Annotated in this window: 19 protein-coding genes and 1 pseudogene; 13 read left to right on the top strand and 7 right to left on the bottom strand. The window is 72.9% G+C overall.

The annotated features are described in order from the left end of the window. The first annotated feature begins 8 nt into the window (after positions 1–8). From DVA86_RS32850 to DVA86_RS32820, 7 genes are all read left to right on the top strand, one after another. Positions 9–1,556: a sensor histidine kinase gene (locus DVA86_RS32850; RefSeq protein ID WP_208883769.1), complete on the top strand. Its 1,548-nt coding sequence runs from the start codon at positions 9–11 to the stop codon at positions 1,554–1,556. A 135-nt stretch (positions 1,557–1,691) separates the two neighbouring features. Further along, entirely contained in the window at positions 1,692–2,636 is a 945-nt protein-coding gene (locus tag DVA86_RS32845) for a response regulator transcription factor (protein ID WP_208883767.1), read from the top strand. A gap of 106 nt (positions 2,637–2,742) precedes the next feature. Further along, the gene (locus DVA86_RS32840) at positions 2,743–2,988 is read left to right on the top strand and encodes a hypothetical protein (RefSeq protein ID WP_425470953.1); all 246 of its coding nucleotides are present in this window, start codon (positions 2,743–2,745) and stop codon (positions 2,986–2,988) included. Between the two features lie 41 nt (positions 2,989–3,029). Further along, a complete protein-coding gene (locus DVA86_RS32835) occupies positions 3,030–3,578 on the top strand; it encodes a hypothetical protein (RefSeq protein WP_245997445.1) in 549 nt (182 codons plus the stop codon). A gap of 77 nt (positions 3,579–3,655) precedes the next feature. Then, entirely contained in the window at positions 3,656–4,201 is a 546-nt protein-coding gene (locus DVA86_RS32830; RefSeq protein ID WP_342776398.1) for a hypothetical protein, read from the top strand. Between the two features lie 8 nt (positions 4,202–4,209). Next, complete coding sequence (locus DVA86_RS32825) at positions 4,210–4,953, top strand: OmpA family protein (protein WP_208883765.1); 744 nt, start codon at positions 4,210–4,212, stop codon at positions 4,951–4,953. 169 nt (positions 4,954–5,122) lie between these two features. Next, the gene (locus DVA86_RS32820) at positions 5,123–5,989 is read left to right on the top strand and encodes an alpha/beta fold hydrolase (RefSeq protein WP_208883763.1); all 867 of its coding nucleotides are present in this window, start codon (positions 5,123–5,125) and stop codon (positions 5,987–5,989) included. Between the two features lie 24 nt (positions 5,990–6,013). On the opposite strand, the gene DVA86_RS36055 is transcribed toward DVA86_RS32820, so the two are convergent. Further along, positions 6,014–6,310, bottom strand: coding sequence for a WCX domain-containing protein (locus DVA86_RS36055; RefSeq protein ID WP_281279340.1), 297 nt, complete (start codon positions 6,308–6,310; stop codon positions 6,014–6,016). Between the two features lie 56 nt (positions 6,311–6,366). On the opposite strand from DVA86_RS36055, the gene DVA86_RS32810 reads away from it, so the two are divergent. Then, the gene (locus DVA86_RS32810; protein WP_208883761.1) at positions 6,367–6,624 is read left to right on the top strand and encodes a type B 50S ribosomal protein L31; all 258 of its coding nucleotides are present in this window, start codon (positions 6,367–6,369) and stop codon (positions 6,622–6,624) included. A gap of 34 nt (positions 6,625–6,658) precedes the next feature. Here DVA86_RS32810 and DVA86_RS32805 read toward each other — a convergent pair whose 3' ends face one another. Both DVA86_RS32805 and DVA86_RS32800 read right to left on the bottom strand, forming a co-directional pair. After that, positions 6,659–7,420: a class I SAM-dependent methyltransferase gene (locus DVA86_RS32805; RefSeq protein WP_222623392.1), complete on the bottom strand. Its 762-nt coding sequence runs from the start codon at positions 7,418–7,420 to the stop codon at positions 6,659–6,661. Beyond that, positions 7,417–7,989, bottom strand: a complete 573-nt coding sequence (locus tag DVA86_RS32800) for a MarR family winged helix-turn-helix transcriptional regulator (protein ID WP_245997444.1) — start codon at positions 7,987–7,989, stop codon at positions 7,417–7,419. Before DVA86_RS32800 ends, DVA86_RS32805 begins: the two co-directional genes overlap by 4 nt. Before the next feature lie 129 nt (positions 7,990–8,118). Between DVA86_RS32800 and DVA86_RS32795 the strand changes: the two genes are divergently transcribed. The 3 genes from DVA86_RS32795 to DVA86_RS32785 all read left to right on the top strand — a co-directional run bounded on the left by DVA86_RS32795 (position 8,119) and on the right by DVA86_RS32785 (position 10,789). After that, on the top strand, positions 8,119–8,604 hold the full coding sequence (locus DVA86_RS32795) for a nucleoside deaminase (protein WP_208883759.1): 486 nt from the start codon (positions 8,119–8,121) through the stop codon (positions 8,602–8,604). Between the two features lie 132 nt (positions 8,605–8,736). Further along, complete coding sequence (locus tag DVA86_RS32790; protein WP_208883758.1) at positions 8,737–9,954, top strand: Tm-1-like ATP-binding domain-containing protein; 1,218 nt, start codon at positions 8,737–8,739, stop codon at positions 9,952–9,954. Positions 9,955–9,958: 4 nt separating this feature from the next. Continuing rightward, positions 9,959–10,789: a phosphoenolpyruvate hydrolase family protein gene (locus DVA86_RS32785; protein ID WP_208883756.1), complete on the top strand. Its 831-nt coding sequence runs from the start codon at positions 9,959–9,961 to the stop codon at positions 10,787–10,789. A gap of 22 nt (positions 10,790–10,811) precedes the next feature. Here DVA86_RS32785 and DVA86_RS32780 read toward each other — a convergent pair whose 3' ends face one another. Next, entirely contained in the window at positions 10,812–13,091 is a 2,280-nt protein-coding gene (locus tag DVA86_RS32780; protein ID WP_342776395.1) for a PI-PLC domain-containing protein, read from the bottom strand. A gap of 154 nt (positions 13,092–13,245) precedes the next feature. On the opposite strand from DVA86_RS32780, the pseudogene DVA86_RS35745 reads away from it, so the two are divergent. Next, positions 13,246–13,749, top strand: a pseudogene (locus DVA86_RS35745) (2'-5' RNA ligase family protein); the annotation flags it as partial. 32 nt (positions 13,750–13,781) lie between these two features. On the opposite strand, the gene DVA86_RS36190 reads toward DVA86_RS35745, so the two are convergent. The 3 genes from DVA86_RS36190 to DVA86_RS32765 are packed head-to-tail and all read right to left on the bottom strand — an operon-like array spanning position 13,782 to position 17,293. Beyond that, a complete protein-coding gene (locus DVA86_RS36190; protein ID WP_342776393.1) occupies positions 13,782–15,395 on the bottom strand; it encodes an aldehyde dehydrogenase (NADP(+)) in 1,614 nt (537 codons plus the stop codon). Positions 15,396–15,455: 60 nt separating this feature from the next. After that, positions 15,456–15,896 carry a MaoC family dehydratase gene (locus DVA86_RS32770; protein ID WP_208883754.1) on the bottom strand — a complete coding sequence of 147 codons (441 nt, stop codon included), beginning with the start codon at positions 15,894–15,896 and terminating at the stop codon, positions 15,456–15,458. After that, on the bottom strand, positions 15,896–17,293 hold the full coding sequence (locus tag DVA86_RS32765) for an MFS transporter (RefSeq protein WP_208883752.1): 1,398 nt from the start codon (positions 17,291–17,293) through the stop codon (positions 15,896–15,898). Before DVA86_RS32765 ends, DVA86_RS32770 begins: the two co-directional genes overlap by 1 nt. A gap of 280 nt (positions 17,294–17,573) precedes the next feature. Here DVA86_RS32765 and DVA86_RS32760 point away from each other — a divergent pair, with 280 nt between their 5' ends. Then, the gene (locus DVA86_RS32760) at positions 17,574–18,506 is read left to right on the top strand and encodes a Ppx/GppA family phosphatase (protein WP_208883750.1); all 933 of its coding nucleotides are present in this window, start codon (positions 17,574–17,576) and stop codon (positions 18,504–18,506) included. Positions 18,507–18,539: the final 33 nt, after the last annotated feature.

The raw sequence follows: 18,539 nt of genomic DNA, 5'->3' as shown, positions 1-18,539 counted from the left end.
GGGGGCGGATGCGGATCGCGCGGAGGCGCGGTGCGGGGTCGTACGGTGCGGCGGGCGCGGGGGAGTTACCCGGCGGGCCCGGCGCGGGTGAGCCCGAGCCCGGCGGGTACGGGCCTGGCGGGTCCGGGCATGCCCGTACGGTGCCCGGCGGGCCGCTCGTCGGCGGCGCGCCGACCGCCCCGGCACCGGACAGCGGCGGCGTGCTCAGCCAGGACGCGCCCGTGCCGGGCATCCGCATCCAGCTCAACGCCCTCCAGGCGCTGTGCCGCCAGGTCTTCGGCTTCCGCCTCGCGATGATCGCGCTCGGCGCCCCGTTCGCGCTCAGCCGAGCGGCGGACGGCGTCGCGGGCTGGCTCGTCGGCGGCGCCATCGTGGTCACCGTCCTGGTGTCGTACGCGCTGCTGCGGGACTGGGAACGGTTCGGGCCCGCCGTCCTCCGGCACCCCGTACTGCTCGGCGGCGACGTCCTCTTCCTCGCACTGCTCCTGCTCACCGCCACCCCCAACTCTCCGGTCGGCTACGCCACCGTCAGCACCCCGCTGCTCGCCGGGCTCCTCTACGGCTGGCGCGGCGCGGGCATCTTCACCGGGCTGCAACTGCTCGTACTGGCCGCCGCGTACAGCGCCTGGGCCGACCGCCTCGACTCACCCGCCAGCACGCTGCTGCTCGCGGGCTTCTGCGTGGCGGCGGGCGTGGTCGGCGTGACCCTTCGGAACCTGATGTTCCATTTCGGTACGGCCAGCCAGGCGCTCACCGAGGCCAGGGCGCGGATAGCGGTCGGCGAGGCGGTCGAGTCCGAACGCGCCCGGCTGGCCCGCGAGATGCACGACTCGGTGGCCAAGACCCTGCACGGGCTGGCGCTCGCCGCCGACGGACTCGCGTCCTCCGCGGACCGTACGGACCCCGCCACCCTCGCCACGCTCAAGCAGCAGGCCGAACAGGTCGCCCGCTCGGCGCGGCAGGCGGCAGCCGAGTCCCGCGACATCCTCGCCGACCTGCGGCAGGGCGCGGGCTTCGCCGGGGAGGTGGATCTGACGGCCGAACTCGGCGCGCGAGTGGAGGACTTCGCGGCGCGTACGGGGCTGCCGGCCACGTTCCGGGTGTTGGGCGCGCCGGGTGCGTGGGGTGCTGCGCCTTCCGGTGCTGACGCACCCGCCGTGTCCGTGCCGCCGGCCGTCGCGCGGCAGGCGCTGGCCATCGCCGCCGAGGCCATGGAGAACGCGCACCGCCACGCCGCCGCCACCCGGCTCACCGTCGCAGCGGGCCCCAGCGGCAGCGTCTACCGCCTCAGCGTCTACGACGACGGCCGCGGCCTGCCGCCGCACACAGAACTCGCCGCGCTGCGCCGCGCCGGACACTTCGGCCTGATGGGGATGGTCGAACGGGCCGCGCAGATCGGCGCGCGCATCCGGATCGGGCGCGGGCGCGCGGCAGCGGGCACCGAGGTACGCCTGGAACTCCCGCTCGCGGCGATTACCCGCCCGCCACCGGGGGATGCCCCGTACAGCACCAGCACCAGCACCAGCACCACCCGCCCGCCGCCACCGACCGACTAGCCGGCGCCCCCAACGCGGCGCGCTCCCGCCCCCGTTCCGCACCCCGGGTCCGTACAGCCGTCCCGAGTCCGAGTCCGAGCCCGTACCCGCTCCCCGCTCCCGTCCCCGAGCCGTACCGAGAGGAGGCACCGTCCGATGCCGGACCACGTCTCCCGAGCCTCCGCCCCGACCCGTGGCGACGACGCACACGTGTCCCAGCACACCTCCGCGCACTCCGACGACCTCCGCTCCACGGCCCACGTCGCCGCCCCCGGACGCGTACCGCCCCCGGTACGGGTGCTCGTCGCCGACGACAACCCCGTCGTACGCGCCGGACTCGACGCCCTCCTGCGCGGCCGCCCGGACATCCACGTGGTCGCCGGGGCGGCGGACGGCGACGAGGCGTACGAGGCGGCCCGGCGCACGCGGCCCGACGCGATCCTCCTCGACGTACGCATGCCGGGCGTGGACGGCATCGCCGCCCTCCCGCACCTCGCGCGGCTCGCCCCGGTGATGATGCTGACGTACAGCCGGGAGAGCGAGATCGTCCACGAGTCCTTACGGCTGGGGGCGCGCGGCTATCTGGTGCACGGAGAGTTCACGGCGGACCAGCTCGTCACCGCCGTACGGGACCTGACGGAGGGCCGCACCCCGTTCACCGCCACCGCCTCCACCGCCCTGCTCGACCAGGCACGGGCGCGTACGGCCGCCTATCCGCTGCCGGAGGACCTCGGCGGGGGCCGCCCCGCTTCCTCACCGCGGGTATCGAATCCGTCGCAGGAAGCTCAAAACCCTGGGCTGCCTTCAACGGGCATGAAACAGTCGGCAGTTGAGCAACGACGGTGGGCGACCGCCACCGCGTACAGGCTGAGCGAACGGGAGGCGGAGGTGATGGAGTTGATCGCGACGGGCATGACCAACCCACAGATCGCCGCCACCTGCTTCATCAGCGAGAAGACCGTCAAGAACCACATCAACCGCATCTTCACCAAGCTCCGGGCCACCACCCGCAGCGAGGCCATCGCGCTCTGGCTGGGCACCGCCCGCCGGGGCGGGGGAGCCTCCGGCGGAGGAACCCCCGGCGGGGGAGGGGGACGGTGAGCCATGGCTGACGCCGAACGGCAGCGCCACCACACGGGCCGCTGGGCCCGCCTTTGGGCCCACGGGCCCATGCGGCGGCGGGCCGCCGCCCCGTACGTTCCGGAATGTGCCGCCCCGAGCGGACCGGCTGACACCAGAGGAGACGGAGAACGAGATGAAGCCCATCCGCAAGTGGACCACCACGGCCATCAACCGCATGCGAGGCCGCGGAGCGGACCGGGGCGCGGGAGCGATCGAGTACGCGGGCATCGTCATCCTGGTCGCCGGGATCATCCTCGCGATCCAGGGACTCGGGCTCTCCGGGCGTATCTCCGGCGCCATCAACACCTGGGTCTCCGCCATCATCGGCTAGCCGCCCGCAGGCCCGGCGGCGACCGGGGCGGGACCGTCATCATGTACGGCGTCGTGATGTCGGGTCTGCTGTTCCTCGCGCTCGCCTTCTTCGCCGTCGCGCAGGCCAGCACCGTACGGAACGGCGGGCAGTCCGCCGCCGACGCCGCGGCGCTCGCCGCGGCGCGGGACGACCGCGACCAGTTCTTCGACGGTTTCCTCGACTCGCTCGGCGACGAGGACTCCTGGCAGGACTGGCTCGACCTGGTGGCGCCGATCACGGGCGACGGCTGCGGCGCGGCGGGCGACTTCGCCGGCAAGAACGACTCCGACGTCCTCGACTGCGAGCCCGTCACCCGGGAGCAGGACCCCGGCTACACCGTGCGCATCGAGACCCGCTTCACCACGGGCAAGACGATCGTTCCCGGCACGGAGGACAAGACCGCCAAGGCGTCGGCCACCGCCGTCATCAGGCCCCTCTGCGATTTCGGCGACGAGGCGGGCAAGACGATCGAGATCACCTGTGACGGTGAGGACATCGAAATCGATCCGGAAGACGACGACCTCGATCTGGAGCCTTCCGACCTGTTCTCGGTGGTTCTGGTCGACTGATGAGCGAACGACGAGTAAAGGACAAGCTATCCATGAACGTTCGGCGCACCATGAAGGCCCGTAGGGCATTGACCGCTGTGGCGATCACGACTGGGCTGGTCCTCACGGTCGCCGGGTGCAGCGGGGGAGGGGACGACGACAAGCCGGACTCCGACGCGTCCGCGGAACAGTCCGACCAGGACAACGGCGGGGGCGGCGGCCCGGACGCCCCCGACGACAACGAGGTGCTGGCCGAGGTGAAGGGCGGCGACGACCTCACGCTGACCTTCAACTCCGCCAAGCGCGAAGAGGGGGGCTTCGTGACCGTCACCGGAAAGCTGACCAACAACGGAAGCGGACTCTGGCTGTCACCGGGCTGGTCGGGCGACGAGGAAGAACTTGCCGCCAAGAACAAGACCTCGATGGCGGGCGCCAAACTCACCGACAAGAGCGGCAAGAAGCGCTACTACATTCTGCGTGACACCGAAGGCCGCTGCCTGTGCACCTCGTTCTCGAAGGGAATCCAGGGCGGCGATACGGAGACGTGGTACGCGCAGTTCCCCGCCCCGCCCAAGGGCAACAACACCGTCGACTTCCAGATCGCCGACATGCCGCCGGCCACTATCAAGATCTCCGACGAATGAGGGCCGTCATGAACCCTTCCCATGCTCGCGCCCTGCGTCTCGCGGCGTGTACGACCAGCTCGGCCGTCCTGCTGACAGGCCTCGCCTCGGCGACAGTTCACGCGGAGCCCTCGCCGCCGGCCGGCGTCGAGGCGCCGAAGCCGACCCTTCCCGGTGACGACAACCCGACCACCATCCCCACCGGCGGTCCCTCCCTCCCCGGTGAGACCGGTGGGCCCGCGCCCGAGTACAGCGAGCCGCCCGACAACATCGGGGACGCCCAGCCCGTGTCGAAGATCGACGCGCAGGCGTCCGGGCTGAAGCTCGCCGACGGTGCGCAGCTGGCGCCCAGCAAGGTGCTGGACATCAAGTTCGTGACCGAGGACATCGGCGGGGAGGAACGGCGGGAGGACAGCAACAACAAGACCAAGTTCACGCTGCAGGCCGAGGTCCTCTTCCCGAAGGACAGCGACAAGCTCAACGGCGAGGCCCAGTCGCGTATCGAGCAGATCGCCGCCGAGGTGAAGAACCAGAACGCGACCGAGGTGAACGTGTTCGGCTTCACCGACGACCTCGGCTCGTACGAGCACGGCAAGACGCTGTCCAAGAAGCGCGCCACGGCCGTCCAGAAGCAGCTCTCCAAGGAGCTGGACCCGAACGTGACCTTCCGCGTACGCGGCTACAGCGAGGACTACCCCATCGCCGACAACGGCACGGAGGAAGGCCGTACGAAGAACCGCCGCGTCGAGGTCTCCTTCCCCCGCGGGGAGTGAACCCCGCAGCTCCCACAGCCCTCCGCGGCACCCGTACGGGCCCCGAAACTCCCGTGCGGCGCGCCCGCACCCGCCGTTAGCCTGGGCCGACGAACGACGAACGCCGAACGCCGAACGCCGAACGCCGAACGGCGAAAGGTGCGAGAAGCGGGGAGCGGGGAGCGGCAGCGTGAATGATTGGGAGCTGAACGAGCGGTTCCGGAGCGAGGCCGGGGAGGTGCGCTGGACGCGCCTTCCCGGAACGGGGGGCGGGCGGCGACGGCCCGTCGTGCTGTGCCACGGCACACCCTTCTCGTCGTACGTGTGGCGGGCCGTCGCCCGCGGCCTGGCGCGGGACCGCACGGTGTACGTGTGGGACATGCCCGGCTACGGCCGGTCCGAGATGGCCGCGGGACAGGACATCTCGCTGGCCGCGCAGGGCCGCGTGTTCACCGAGCTGCTGGCGCACTGGGAGCTGACGGGACCCGACGAACCGCTCGTCGTCGCCCACGACTTCGGCGGCGCCACCGCCCTCCGCGCACACCTGCTGCACGGCGCGCGCTACCGCGCGCTCGCGCTCGTGGACCCGGTGGCGCTGGAGCCGTGGGGATCGCCGTTCTTCCGGCTGGTCGGCGAGAACGCGGCGGTATTCGAGCAGTTGCCGCCGGCGCTGCACCGTGCGCTCGTACGCGAGTACCTCACCTCCGCCAGCGGCCCCGGACTGCATCCGGCCACCCTCGACCGGCTGGCCGAGCCGTGGCTGGGCGAGCCCGGACAGGCCGCGTTCTACCGGCAGATCGCGCAGGCCGACCAGCGCTACACCGACGAGGTGCAGGGAAGGTACGGCGAGATCACGATGCCCGCGCTCGTCTGCTGGGGCACGGAGGACAGCTGGATTCCCGCGGCCAAGGGCCGTGAGCTCGCGTCCCTCATCCCCGGCGCCCGGCTCGAACTCATCGAAGGCGCCGGCCATCTGGTCCAGGAGGACGCACCGGCCGAACTCACCGCCGTGCTCGTCACCTTCCTCCGCGAACAGGACGCGGCGGACCGGGGCTGAGACGCGGGACATGGAAGACCCGCCCTAGGCCGGGTCCTGGCGCCCGTACAGCGCGTGGAGGTCCGCGACGGCGCGCACGATCTCCGTACGGGCCTCGGGCGGGTCCACGACCCGGACGTCCGTGCCGAACTGGAGCAGCTGCCGTACGGCCCGCAGCACCGGGTACGCCATCTCGACGTCCACCCAGTCCCCGTCCCTGGCCCCTAGACCCATCTGAGCCCATGCCTGCGGCGTGGAACGGCGCCGCACCCACCCCTCCAGTGCCGCCCGCTCCTCCTCCGACAGAATCAACTCGGCCTTCGGCCGCCCAATACGCGCCACCAGGCAACCCTACACATCTGAACGGAATTCCCGACTCAGAAGACTAGGAGCCACCGATGAAACCCGGCATCCATCCCCCGTACGACTACGTCGTCTTCCGCGACACCGCGGCGGGCTTCGCCTTCCTGACCCGCTCCACCGGCACCAGCGACAAGACCGTCGTCTGGGAGGACGGCAGGACCTACCCGCTGATCGAGGTGGAGATCTCCTCGGCCAGCCACCCCTTCTACTCGGGGAAGTCCCGCGTCGTGGACACCCAGGGCCGCGTCCAGCGCTTCGAGCGCCGCTACGGAAAGGGCGGCGCTGGCAGTTGAGGGAGCGGCCCCCGCGGCCCGCGCCGTACGGCCGTCAGGGCTTGACCGCGTGCAGGACGCGCAGGCCGCGGGGGCCGGTCTCGTCGTGGCGGATGGCGAGGCCGGCCGCCCGGCACCGGCCGGCCAGCCACTCGGGCGCCAGCCGGAGTTTGGGGTAACTTCCGGTCCTCAGCTGCCAGGCGCCATCCTGGCGTGTGTGCAGCAGGTCGTGGACCTGGACCGTGTCCTCGTCCACATACTCGAGGTAGCACGTGAGGATACGGTCGGCGCTGCTGCGGACGGGCACGAAGCGGTCCGGCCCGTGCAGCGCGCGCGTCAGGTCGCGGTAGGTGGCGACGAAGCTCCCGCCGGGCCGCAGCGCCTCGGCGGCGTCCTCGATCAGCTCCCCCACGTCCGTACGGGCGGGCAGGTGCGGCAGCGTGTCGCCCATGCACACGACGGCCGCGACCGAGCCCGCGGCGGCGAGGCGCGGTAGCGCGCCGCGGATGTCGTCGTGTACGGGGCGGACGGTCCGGGTGACGCCGGACCGCCGGGCGTGTTCCGCGAGTTCACCGAGGAGTACGGCGCTGGAGTCGACCGCCGTCACCGGCGTGAAGCCGAGCCGGGCCAGGGCGAGGGACTGCGGCCCTGGGCCGCAGCCGAGGTCGACGGCCGCGGCACCGTCCCCGGCGCCGGACAGTCCCAGTCCGCCGAGGAGTTCGGTCTGCGCCGCGGTGGCCGCCTCGATGTCGCCGCCGAGCATCCAGGTGTAGTGCTCGGCGAGCAGACGGTCGTAGTGTTCGTCGGCTGCGGTCACGGGTGGTCCTTTCGCGAGGGCGGTGGGCCCGGCCGGTGCGCGCCCGGTTGCCGGGTCCCGGTGTGCGGCCCGTGGGAGGGGGCGCCGTCCGCGGCGGATTCGCCCGTACGCACCCAGGCGGCGAGGTCGGCGAGGTACTCGTTCGTGAGGGCGCCCTCCAGGGCGTCCCCGAGTGCGGCCCGGTAGGTGGGCGTCGCCGCCTCGTAGCGCTGCCGGCCGGAGGGCGTGATGCCCGCGGACACGGCGCGCCCGTCGCCGGCGGCGGCGGTGCGCTCGGCCAGTTCCCGGGACTCCAGGCGGGCGACGAGGCGTGTGACCGTGCTGTCCTTGAGCCCGATGCGTTCGGCCAGCTCCCCCATCCGCAGCGCCGGGCCGCTGTCGTCCCGTGCCAGCGCGCACAGCGCGCGGTATTCGGAGAGGGGCAGCCCGTGCCGGCGCTGAAGCGTCTCGTCCAGCTGCTTCTCCACGCGCCCCAGGAGCCGTACGGCCATGCACCAGCGGTCGTCCTGCGCGTCGTCGGCGGGGCGGGGTGCCCCGGGTGTCTCTTCGGGTGTCGCGGTCGCACTCACACCGCGCACACTATCTGCTTGTACAAGCAAGATGCCGCGCGGGGTGGCTCGACTCCGGCTGCGGCGGACGGCGGGCGCTGCTTTGACGACAGGCGCTAGCATCCGAGCGGATCATCCACTGGAGGCACCATGGTGAACGACGCTGACCTGCGGCACCTGCGCCGCTGCGTGGAGCTGGCGGGCGAGGCGCTGGAGGCGGGCGACGAGCCGTTCGGCTCCGTGCTCGTCGACGCGGGCGGGACCGTTCTGGCCGAGGACCACAACCGCGTGGCCGCGGGCGACCGGACCCGGCATCCCGAGTTCGAGCTGGCGCGCTGGTCGGCGGCGAACATGACGCCCGCGGAGCGGGCCGCGGCGACCGTCTTCACCTCCGGTGAGCACTGCCCGATGTGCGCCGCCGCGCACGGCTGGGTCGGGCTGGGCCGCATCGTGTACGTGGCGTCATCAGAGCAGCTGGCGGCCTGGCTCGCCGAGTTGGGGGTGCCGGCGCTGCCCGTACGGGCCCTGCCGATCCGCGAGGTCGTGCCCGGCGCCGAGGTGGAGGGGCCGGTTCCCGCCCTGGCGGAGCAGGTACGCGAGCTGCACCGCCGCTTCCACGGCGGCGGCGCGTCCTGAGCGCGCGGCAGGACACGGCGCCCGGTGCGGGGCGCACGCGCCCCGGCGCCCGTACGATCGGCGCGGCGGGCGCGACGCCGCGGACCTCGGCTCCGCCGCCGGCCGGCAGACGGTAGAGAGGGAGGCGGGTCCATGCCTGAAGTGGTGCTTCTCGGGACGCTGGACACGAAGGGTCCGGAATACGCCTTCGCGCGCGACCGGTTGCGCGCCGCGGGTGTCGAACCGGTCGTCGTGGACGTCGGGGTGCAGGAGGACGCCGGCATCCCGGCGGACGTCACGCGCGCGGAGGTCGCCGCCGCCGCAGGCGCCGACATCGCGGAGCTGGCCGCGCGGGGCGACCGCGGCGCCGCCGTGACCACCATGGCCGAGGGCGCCGGGGCGGTGGTCGCCCGGCTGCACGCCGAGGGCCGGTGCGCGGGCGCGCTGGCGCTCGGCGGCACCGGCGGTACGTCGATCGCGGCCCGCGCCTTCCGCGTACTGCCGCTCGGCGTGCCCAAGGTGATCGTGTCGACAGCGGCGTCGGGTGACACGCAGGCGTACGTCGGTGAGTCCGATCTCGTACTGATGCCGAGCGTGGTGGACGTCGCCGGCGTGAACCGGCTCTCCGCGCAGATCATCGCCAACGCCGCCGCGGCCGTGGCGGGCATGGTGACCCGGCCCGAGGTGGCGCTGGGGGCGGTGAAGCCGCTGCTCGCGGCGAGCATGTTCGGGGTGACGACGCCGGGCGTCCAGGCGGCGCGGCAGGTGCTGGAGCAGCGGGCCTACGAGGTGCTGGTGTTCCACATGACCGGCTCCGGCGGCCGCACGCTGGAGTCCCTGGTCGCGCAGGGCCAGTTGGCGGGGGTGCTGGACATGACGACGACCGAGCTGGCGGACGAGCTGGTCGGCGGCGTCTTCTCGGCCGGGCCGGGGCGGCTCACGGGCGCGGCGGGCGCGGGCGTGCCGCAGGTGGTGTCGGTCGGCGCGCTGGACATGGTCAACTTCGGCCCGAGGGACACCGTTCCGGAGCGGTTCGCGCACCGGAACCTGTACGTGCACAACCCGAGCGTGACCCTGATGCGTACGACCCCGGAGGAGTGCGCCGAGCTGGGCGCCAGGGTCGCGGCACGGGTCTCGGCGGGCACCGGGCCCTGCACGGTGTTCCTGCCGCTGCGCGGCGTGTCCATGCTGTCGGTCGAGGGCGCGCCGTTCTACGACCCGGCCGCGGACGCCGCCCTCTTCGACGCGGTCCGCGCGGGCGTGGACCCCGGCCGGGTACGGCTCGTCGAACGCGAAACCCACATCAACGACCCCGGCTTCGCGGCCGAGATGGCGAACCGCCTCGCGGAGACGGTGAAGGAGGAACCGTAAAACGATGCCCCGATTCCCACGCGCCGACATCCTCGAGCGCCTCCAGGCGAAGAAGGCACGCCGCGAGCCGATCGTCGGCGGCGGCGCGGGCACCGGCCTGTCCGCCAAGTGCGAGGAGGCCGGCGGCATCGACCTCATCGTCATCTACAACTCCGGCCGCTACCGCATGGCCGGCCGCGGCTCCCTCGCCGGCCTGCTGGCGTACGGCAACGCCAACGACATCGTCGTCGACATGGCCCGCGAGGTACTCCCGGTGGTCCGCGACACCCCGGTGCTGGCGGGCGTGAACGGCACCGACCCGTTCTACGATCCCGACACCTTCCTGCCCGAGCTGGCGCGGCTCGGCTTCTCCGGCGTGCAGAACTTCCCCACCGTCGGCCTCATCGACGGCACCTTCCGCGCCAACCTCGAGGAGACGGGCATGGGTTACGCCCTGGAGGTCGATCTCGTACGGGCCGCACGCCGCCACGGCCTGCTCACCACCCCGTACGTCTTCTCGCCCGACGACGCGGCCGCGATGGCCGAGGCGGGCGCGGACGTGGTCGTCGCGCACATGGGCCTGACCACGGGCGGTTCGATCGGCGCGGGCACGGCGAAGACCCTGGACGAGTGCGTCGAGCTGACGCAGCGGTGCGCGCAGGCGGCGCGTGACGTACGGGAGGACGTCATCGTGCTCGTGCACGGCGGCCCCGTCGCCCAGCCGGAGGACGCGGAGTACGTGCTGCGCAACACCGACGGCGTGCACGGCTTCTACGGCGCGTCCTCCATGGAGCGGCTGCCCGTGGAGGAGGCCCTGACGGCGGCGACGCGGCGCTTCACCGGGATGTCGTACTAGTCGTGCACCAGAGGCTGCCGCGTCAGGACGTGCGGGCCTCGTTGAGGGCGTCGACCGCGGCCCGTGCGCTGCCCAGGTTGGCGAAGTCGACCGCGACGAAGTTGACGGGCCGGCCGCGTTCGGCCTCGCAGCGGCGGGCGCGGTCGCGTACGAAGTCCCGTGCGTTGATCTCTCCGGCGTCGATACGGCTGCCACCGCCGTGCGTGATGAAGTGGTTCATCAGGAACAGCCGCTTGTCGTTGTCGCCGCGGTTGGGCACGCAGGTCATCTCGCCGGGGTTCTTGAAGGCGTACGGCGTCTCCATGCCGTAGCGGTAGAAGTTGCGGTACCACGGGGCCGGTCCCGCCTGGTGTTCGGCGAAGACGACCAGGCGCTTGTTGTCCTCGACCATCTTCTCCAGCGTGGGCCACTCCGCGCCCGGGTCGGAGTCCGGTGTGTACAGCAGGCGTTCGAGGCCGGCCCGCTTGAACGCGGAGGCGGTCTGCTCGCCGCTGATCCCGTCCTGGATGATCATGGTGACCACCTCGCCCGGGTGGTCGTCGAGCCACTTGCCGACCTCTTGCAGGGTGTCGACGAGGGGGACGGCGCCGGCCCGGCAGATCGCGTGGCACAGCCAGAGTCCGGGCCGGGCCGGGCTCGCCTTGTCGATGAGGCCGGTGACCCGCTTGCGCATGTCGGGGGCGAACTCGGAGAGCTTCAGACGGTCGGCGATCTCGTCGCGCTTCTCCCAGGTGTGGGTGTCGACAAGCAGCGCCCGTGCGCCGTTGTCGAGCTGGGTGGTGATGTCGGCGTCCTGGAGGGGGCTGATGAACTGGTCGGCCGTCGAGGACATCGAGTTGTGGGTGGCGAGATACGCGGCCTGGTCGTAGCGCAGGTCGCACAGCTGGGCCGAGCCGTTGCAGTAGACGCGTTCCGAGCCCGTCGCCGCGGTCGGCAGGAGGGCGGGGCCCAGGACGATGGTGGAGGTGAGCGCCGCGCCGACGCCGCTCAGCGCGTACCGCCGCGTACGGGGGGACAGCCTGCGGCCGGCGGCGCGGCGCTCCATCACGGCGGAGAGGGCGATCACCAGCAGGCCCGCGCCCAGCGGCACGAGGGAGGCGAGCAGTCCGGCCTCGGTGAAGGAGCGGGCGCCGGTCCGTTCCAGATCGGACACGAGGGCGGCCAGGGACGGCGGCCACGAGGCCGGCGGCGTCCACACCCAGGAGTCGGCCCGCCATCGCGCCAGCAGGAAGAGGACGCCGGTGAGGGCGCCGCCCACGGCGAGCAGCCGACCGAGGTGGCGCAGCCGGTGGACCCTGCGCCGCGGCCCGAACAGCCACAGGACGACGACGGCGGAGATGCCGATGGCGGTCGCGAGCGTCTGCACCAGCCCCAGGGTCAGGTCGGTGATGCCGCGGGCGGACTTGAGCGCCTCGGTGTTCGCCCCGGAGTTCTGCAGGTCCTCGGCCACGTCCCACTGGCCGCCGTCGGCGATCCTGATCAGGTCCTGCTGCGCCTTCTTGCCGCCGCCTCCGGCCGTGGTGCCGGGCAGGTGCGGCCCGACGGCGGCCAGGGCGGTCGCCACGTCGCCGACGGCGAGCGCACCTTCGACCTGCGGGCGCAGCGCCTCCCGTTCGTCCTCCGGTACGCCGGAGAGCAGCAGCCGGGTGCCGTCCTTGACGGCCTTGTCGTCAAGCTCCACCCTCGGCAGGTCGGGCTTGCGGCCCGCGGAGAGGTCTTCCAGTGCGGTGTCCATGTCCTTGAGCGCCGCGTCCAGGTCGGCTTCGCTGCGCTCCTCGGAGCTGGAGACCAGGCTGCCGAGATACACCTCTCCCAGGTTGTTCAGGTTGGCCAGCACCGGTGTGAGGTCCACCGACAGATGCAGGGCGTCGGTGTCGCCGCGCAGGTAGCCGAGGACGGCGGCGATCTGCCGGTCGGTCAGCTTCCGTACGGTCGCGGGCGGCAGCACGGTCTTGAGGTTGGCCGTCACCACCGCCTCCGGCACGGGCAGCCGCGCCAGCAGGCTCCGGGTCACGGGCTGCGCCTTCGGATCGACGAGCACCTCGTCGTACAGCCGGTCGTACGCGCGCTCGTCGTCGAGGACGCTCTGGTAGAAGCCGCGGCTGAGCACGGTGGCGCGCAGGGTGCCCGCGCAGGCGAGGACCACGACGCACAGCACGGCCAGCACGCTCGCCAGCACCCGCAGCCGCCGCATCGACCGTGCGTGACGCCATCCGCCGCCCGTGGCGGCGTCCGTCCCGGGGTCGCTCGCGGAGTCCTCGGGTGCGCTGCGTTCGGCCTTCGACGCGGCGGCGTCCCCCACCTTGCCATCCCCCCTGCGGGTCCGGGTCCCTTCTGCTCCCCGACAGAGTAAGCCGTCAGCGGCTGATCGTCTGACGCGCCGGGACCCGCGTACACCCGCAGGCGTACGGGGTCACCGCACGGCTGTCCGACCGCCCGTGCGAGCATGACCGGTCATGACGGGGAACGCGGACACGGACGGTGGCGGGTGGCCGGACGTGGACGGCGACACGGCCCTGACGGTCAAGGTCCCCGAGGCCGATCCGCTGGTGCGGGCGGGCGCTCCCGCACACATCACCGTGCTGTACCCCTTTCTGCACGTGAGCCGTGTGGACGCGCGCGTGCACGGCGAACTGGGTGAACTGTTCGGCGCGCACGACCCGTTCGAGGTGTCCCTCGGCGAGTTCGGCCGCTATCCGGGAGTGCTGTTCCTGCACCCCCTGCCGGGCGATCCGGTCCGGGCGCTCACCAGGGAGGTCACGGGCCGCTGGCCCGAAGCCGAGCCGTACCGCGGGGTGTTCGGCGGCGGGCTCGAGCCGCATCTGACCGTCGCCATCACGGAGCTGCCCGACGGCGGCGGCCCCGTGCCCGGCGGCCCGGAACCCCTGGACGTACTGGCGGCCGAGCTCGCACCGGCCCTGCCGGTCACGGCCCGGATCACCACCGTCCACCTGATCGTCCGGGAGGGCACGGGCTGGCGCGACCACACCGCCTACTCCCTGGGCCGTCCCCCGTCGCGTACGACCTCGCGTACGCCGTCCAGCCGGCGCGGCAGCCCGTACGGGTTGTCGTCGGCGAGCGCGGCGGGCAGCAGGTCGGCGGGGACCGACTGGTAGCAGACCGGGCGCAGGAAGCGCTGGACGGCGAGCGTGCCGACCGACGTCGTACGCCCGTCGGACGTCGCCGGGTACGGCCCGCCGTGGACCATCGCGTGCCCGACCTCCACGCCGGTGGGCCAGCCGTCGAAGAGGAGGCGGCCCGCCCGCGTCTCCAGCACGGGCAGCAGTTCCGCGGCGGTGTCGCGGTCTCCGGGGCCGTGCCGGACGGTGGCGGTGAGCTGGCCGTGTAGCGCCCGCGCGACCTGTACGAGCTGTTCGCCCCCGCCGCGACCGTCGCACACGACGACGGTCGCGGCGGCGCCGAACGCCTCCTCCTGGAGCTCCGGCCGGCGCAGGAAGACCTCCGCGTCGACGGCGAACAGCCGGGCGGTGCCCGCGTTGCCGTCCTCGCCGGGCTTGCCCGACGCCAGCTCACGTACGCCCTCGGTGCCGGCGAGCTGCCCGGTGGACCGCTCGTAGGCGTCGCGGATGCCGCGGGTCAGCATGGTCTGCCCGGCCGTCGCGGACAGCCGCGCCGCGGCGGCGGCCAGGAACGCGTCGAGGTCCGGGCCGCCGACGGCCACCAGCAGCCCGGGGTTGGTGCAGAACTGGCCGGCGCCCAGGGTGAGCGAGCCGGTGAAGCCCTCGGCGAGCCGGTCCGGCCCGTCCCGCAGCGCGCCCGGCAGCAGGAACACCGGATTGACGCTGCTCATCTCGGCGTAGACGGGGATGGGCCGGGGCCGTGCGGCGGCCGTGCGCATCAGTGCGGTGCCGCCGGCCCGCGAGCCGGTGAACCCGACGGCCTGGATGCGCGGGTCGGCGACGAGCGCCTGGCCGATCTCGTTGCCGGCGCCGAACAGCAGCGAGAACGTGCCCTCGGGCAGCCCGCTGTCGCGTACGGCGGCGGCCACGGCCGAGCCGACCAGTTCGGAGGTGCCGAGGTGGGCGTTGTGGCCCTTCACCACCACCGGGCAGCCCGCGGCGAGCGCGGCCGCGGTGTCGCCGCCGGCGACGGAGAACGCGAGCGGGAAGTTGCTCGCGCCGAACACCGCGACCGGGCCGACAGCGAGCTGCCGCTGCCGCAGGTCGGGCCGCGGCTGCGGGGAGCGGTCGGGCAGGGCGCGGTCGATCCGTACGCCGGCCCAGCCCCCGTCCCGTACCTCCGCCGCGAACAGCCGCAACTGGCCGGTCGTACGGCCCACTTCGCCGCTGATCCGCCCGGCCGGGAGGCCGGACTCGGCGACGGCCCGCTCGACGAGCGCGCTGCCGAGCTCCTCGATGCGGTCGGCGACGCGCTCCAGGAAGGCGGCGCGCCGGTCGGGCGGGGTGGCCCGCAGGGCCGGCGCTGCCCGGTCGGCGAGCAGGCAGGCGTCGGCCACGTCGGACGCGGCGGCCGAGCCGTAGGCGGGGCCGAGGGAGGCGCCGGTACGGGGGTCGAGGGGGTCGAGCGCCGGGCCCTGGCCGGTACGCCGCTCGGAGCCCAGGAACATCGCTCCTGTCAGAGACACGGTGGGTTTCCTTCGTGAGAGGGCGGACGGAACGTGCGGGGGCGGCGAGACGGGGAGCGCTCAGCCACGCCGGTCCACCGCCAGGATGTGCAGGCAGGACAGCACCGTCTCGCCGCGCTGGTTGACGCCGGTGTACTCCTTGGTGACCAGGCCGATGCCGGGCCGCCGGTGCTCCTTGAGGTCGGTGACCACGCTGGTGGCGGTGACCGTGTCACCCGCCAGGACCGGTCCCGGGAAGCGGATGCGCTCGTAGCCGTACGCGACCGCGCGAGGGTTGTACTCGACGGTGAGGCCGACGACGAGCCCGAAGGTCAGGACGCCGTGCGCGAGCCGGCCGCCGAACCGCTCCTCCGCGAACTCCCGGTTCACGTGCGCCGGGTGGAAGTCCATGGTCAGCCCGGCGAAGGCGTTGATGTCGGACTGGTCGAGGGTGCGGGAGCCGCCGCCTCCGGTCTCCCCGAGGGCGTAGTCCTCGTAGAACCGCTCGGTGAGGACGGACATCAGCGCACCGCCTTCGCCATCGCGCCGGCCTCCGCCCGCGCGGCGCTGCCCGTACGGGTCCACGCCTCGTCGGACCGGAACGCGTCGGGGTCGGCCTGGTCGGCGTCCGTACGGAACTGCCGCGAGTAGTACACGGAGACGAGCGCGACCGCGGCGTAGACGACCATGCAGAGCGCGATCGGCCACCAGTGTCCGGCCACGTGCAGCAGCCCCGTCGCGACCAGGGGCGTGGTGCCGGCCAGCAGCGCGCCGCTGGTCTCACGGGCGAAGGCGATGCCGGAGTAGCGGATGGCGGGCGGGAACATCTCGGTGAGGAAGGCGGCCTGCGCGGCATAGCAGACGGCGACCGCGCCGACGAAGCACACGACGATCCCGAGGATGATCAGGAACGTGTTGTGCGTGTCGATCAGCAGGAACATCGGCACGGGCCACACGATGCCGAAGCCGGTGCCGAACAGGAACAGCTTGCGGCGGCCGACGCGGTCGCCGAGCCGGCCGAAGTACGGCATGAACAGCGCGCCGGACAGCAGGACGACGGCGTTGATCGCGAGGGCGAGCCCGGCGGCGATGCCGATGTCCTCGGTGAGGTAGCTCAGGATCCACACCTGCGGGATGTACGAGTAGCCGCTGAGGATGACGTTCGAGCCGAGCGCCGCCAGCAGCCGGCGCTTCTCCGTCTTGAACAGCCGCACCAGGGGGACGTTCTCCTCCTGCGCGGCCTCCTTGGTCTCGGTGAACGTCTCCGTCTCCTCGACCCGGCGCCGTATGTAGAGGGAGATCGCCAGCAGCGCGATGCTCAGCAGGAACGGGACGCGCCAGCCCCAGGTCTCGAAGCTGTCGCCGGTCAGCGAGTGCATCGCCTGGAACACGGTCAGCCCGAGCGCCGAGCCGACCCAGACGCCGGCGCCCGACCAGGAGGCGTAGAAGCCGCGCCGCCGCGGCGGTGCGGACTCGGCGGAGAGCACGACGGCGCCCGCGTACTCGGCGCCCGCGCCCAGCCCCTGCAGCAGCCGCAGCACGACGAGCAGGAACGGGGCGAACCAGCCGATGGTGCCGTAGCCGGGCAGCAGGCCGATCAGCGTGGTGCTGACGCCCATCAGCGCCAGGGTGCCGACCATCACGGGTTTGCGGCCGACCTTGTCGCCGAGGTGTCCGAAGACCATGCCGCCGAAGGGGCGGGCGAAGTAGCCGACGGCGAAGGTCGCGAACGCCGCCATCAGGCCGACGAAGGCGTCGTCCGTGCCGAAGAAGTAGTCCTTGAAGATCAGCGCCGCGGCGGCGCCGTAGAGGCCGAAGTCGTACCACTCGACGAGGCTGCCGACCGCGGATGCGGAGGCGGCGCGGCGGGCTTTCGCGTTCTGTTCCCGCTCGGTGGCGGACATTGGGGACGTGTCCATGGTGGCTCCGTTGCTGTGATGGATCATCTCACGTCGTGGGGACGGGGGCGGGCGCCCCCCGGGCCCCGCACGACCCGACCCCGACGCACCGGACACTCCGGGCGTACCGGACGCGTCGCCCCGTACGATCTCGTCCCCTCCGCCCTTGGTGTCCCGCACGCCCTGCTCATCCCGCTTCTTACGCTTCGCCGCTTTCGTCTTGCCCACGCCCCCAGCGTAACGGCCGTACGGGAGACCGTAGGCGCGGTTCCGCGCGGGCGGGGCGGATAGCGTGATGGGTATGAGACTCGGTGTCCTCGACGTGGGCTCGAACACGGTCCACCTCCTCGTGGTGGACGCGCACCGCGGCGCGCGTCCCCTGCCCGCCTATTCGCACAAGGCGGAACTCAAGCTCGCGGAACTGCTGGACGAGCACGGCGCGATAGGCCCCGACGGCGTCGACCGGCTCGCCTCGACGATCCGCGAGGCGCGGGACGTCGCGGAGGACAAGGGCGTCGAGGAGATCCTCCCGTTCGCCACCTCCGCCGTACGGGAGGCCGCGAACGCCGAGAGCGTGCTGTCCAGAATCGCCCAGGAAACGGACGTGAAGCTCGAGGTCCTCAGCGGTGAGGACGAGGCGCGGCTGACGTTCCTCGCCGTACGCCGCTGGTTCGGCTGGTCGGCGGGGCGGCTGCTCGTCATCGACATCGGCGGCGGCTCGCTGGAGATCGCCTACGGCCTGGACGAGGAGCCCGACGCCGCCGTGTCGCTGCCGCTCGGGGCGGGCCGGCTGACCTCCGGCTGGCTGCCCGGGGACCCGCCGGACCCGGAGCACGTACGGGCGCTGCGGCGGCACGTACGGGCGGAGATCGCGCGGATCGTCGGTGTGATCAGCCGGTTCAGCCCGCCGGACCACGTGGTGGCGACGTCGAAGACGTTCAAGCAGCTCGCGCGCCTCGCGGGTGCGCCGGGCTCCGGCGAAGGGCTGTACGTGCAGCGGGAGCTGAGCAGCGACTCCCTGGAGCAGTGGGTGCCGCGGCTGGCCGGGATGTCCGCGGCGGAACGCGCGGAGCTGCCGGGCGTGTCCGAGGGGCGCGCCGCTCAACTGCTCGCGGGGGCGCTGGTCGCGGAGGGGGCGATGGACCTGTTCGGGATCGACGTCCTCGAGGTGTGTCCGTGGGCGCTGCGCGAGGGCGTGATCCTGCGGCGGCTCGACCACCTCCGCTCGGCGTGAGGGGCGCGCCGGCCGTACGCCCGCCGGCGGGAC

It is taken from the genome of Streptomyces armeniacus (assembly GCF_003355155.1).
In the GTDB taxonomy this organism is placed as follows: Bacteria; Actinomycetota; Actinomycetes; order Streptomycetales; family Streptomycetaceae; genus Streptomyces; species Streptomyces armeniacus.
This window is presented reverse-complemented; position numbering and strand designations above follow the sequence as displayed.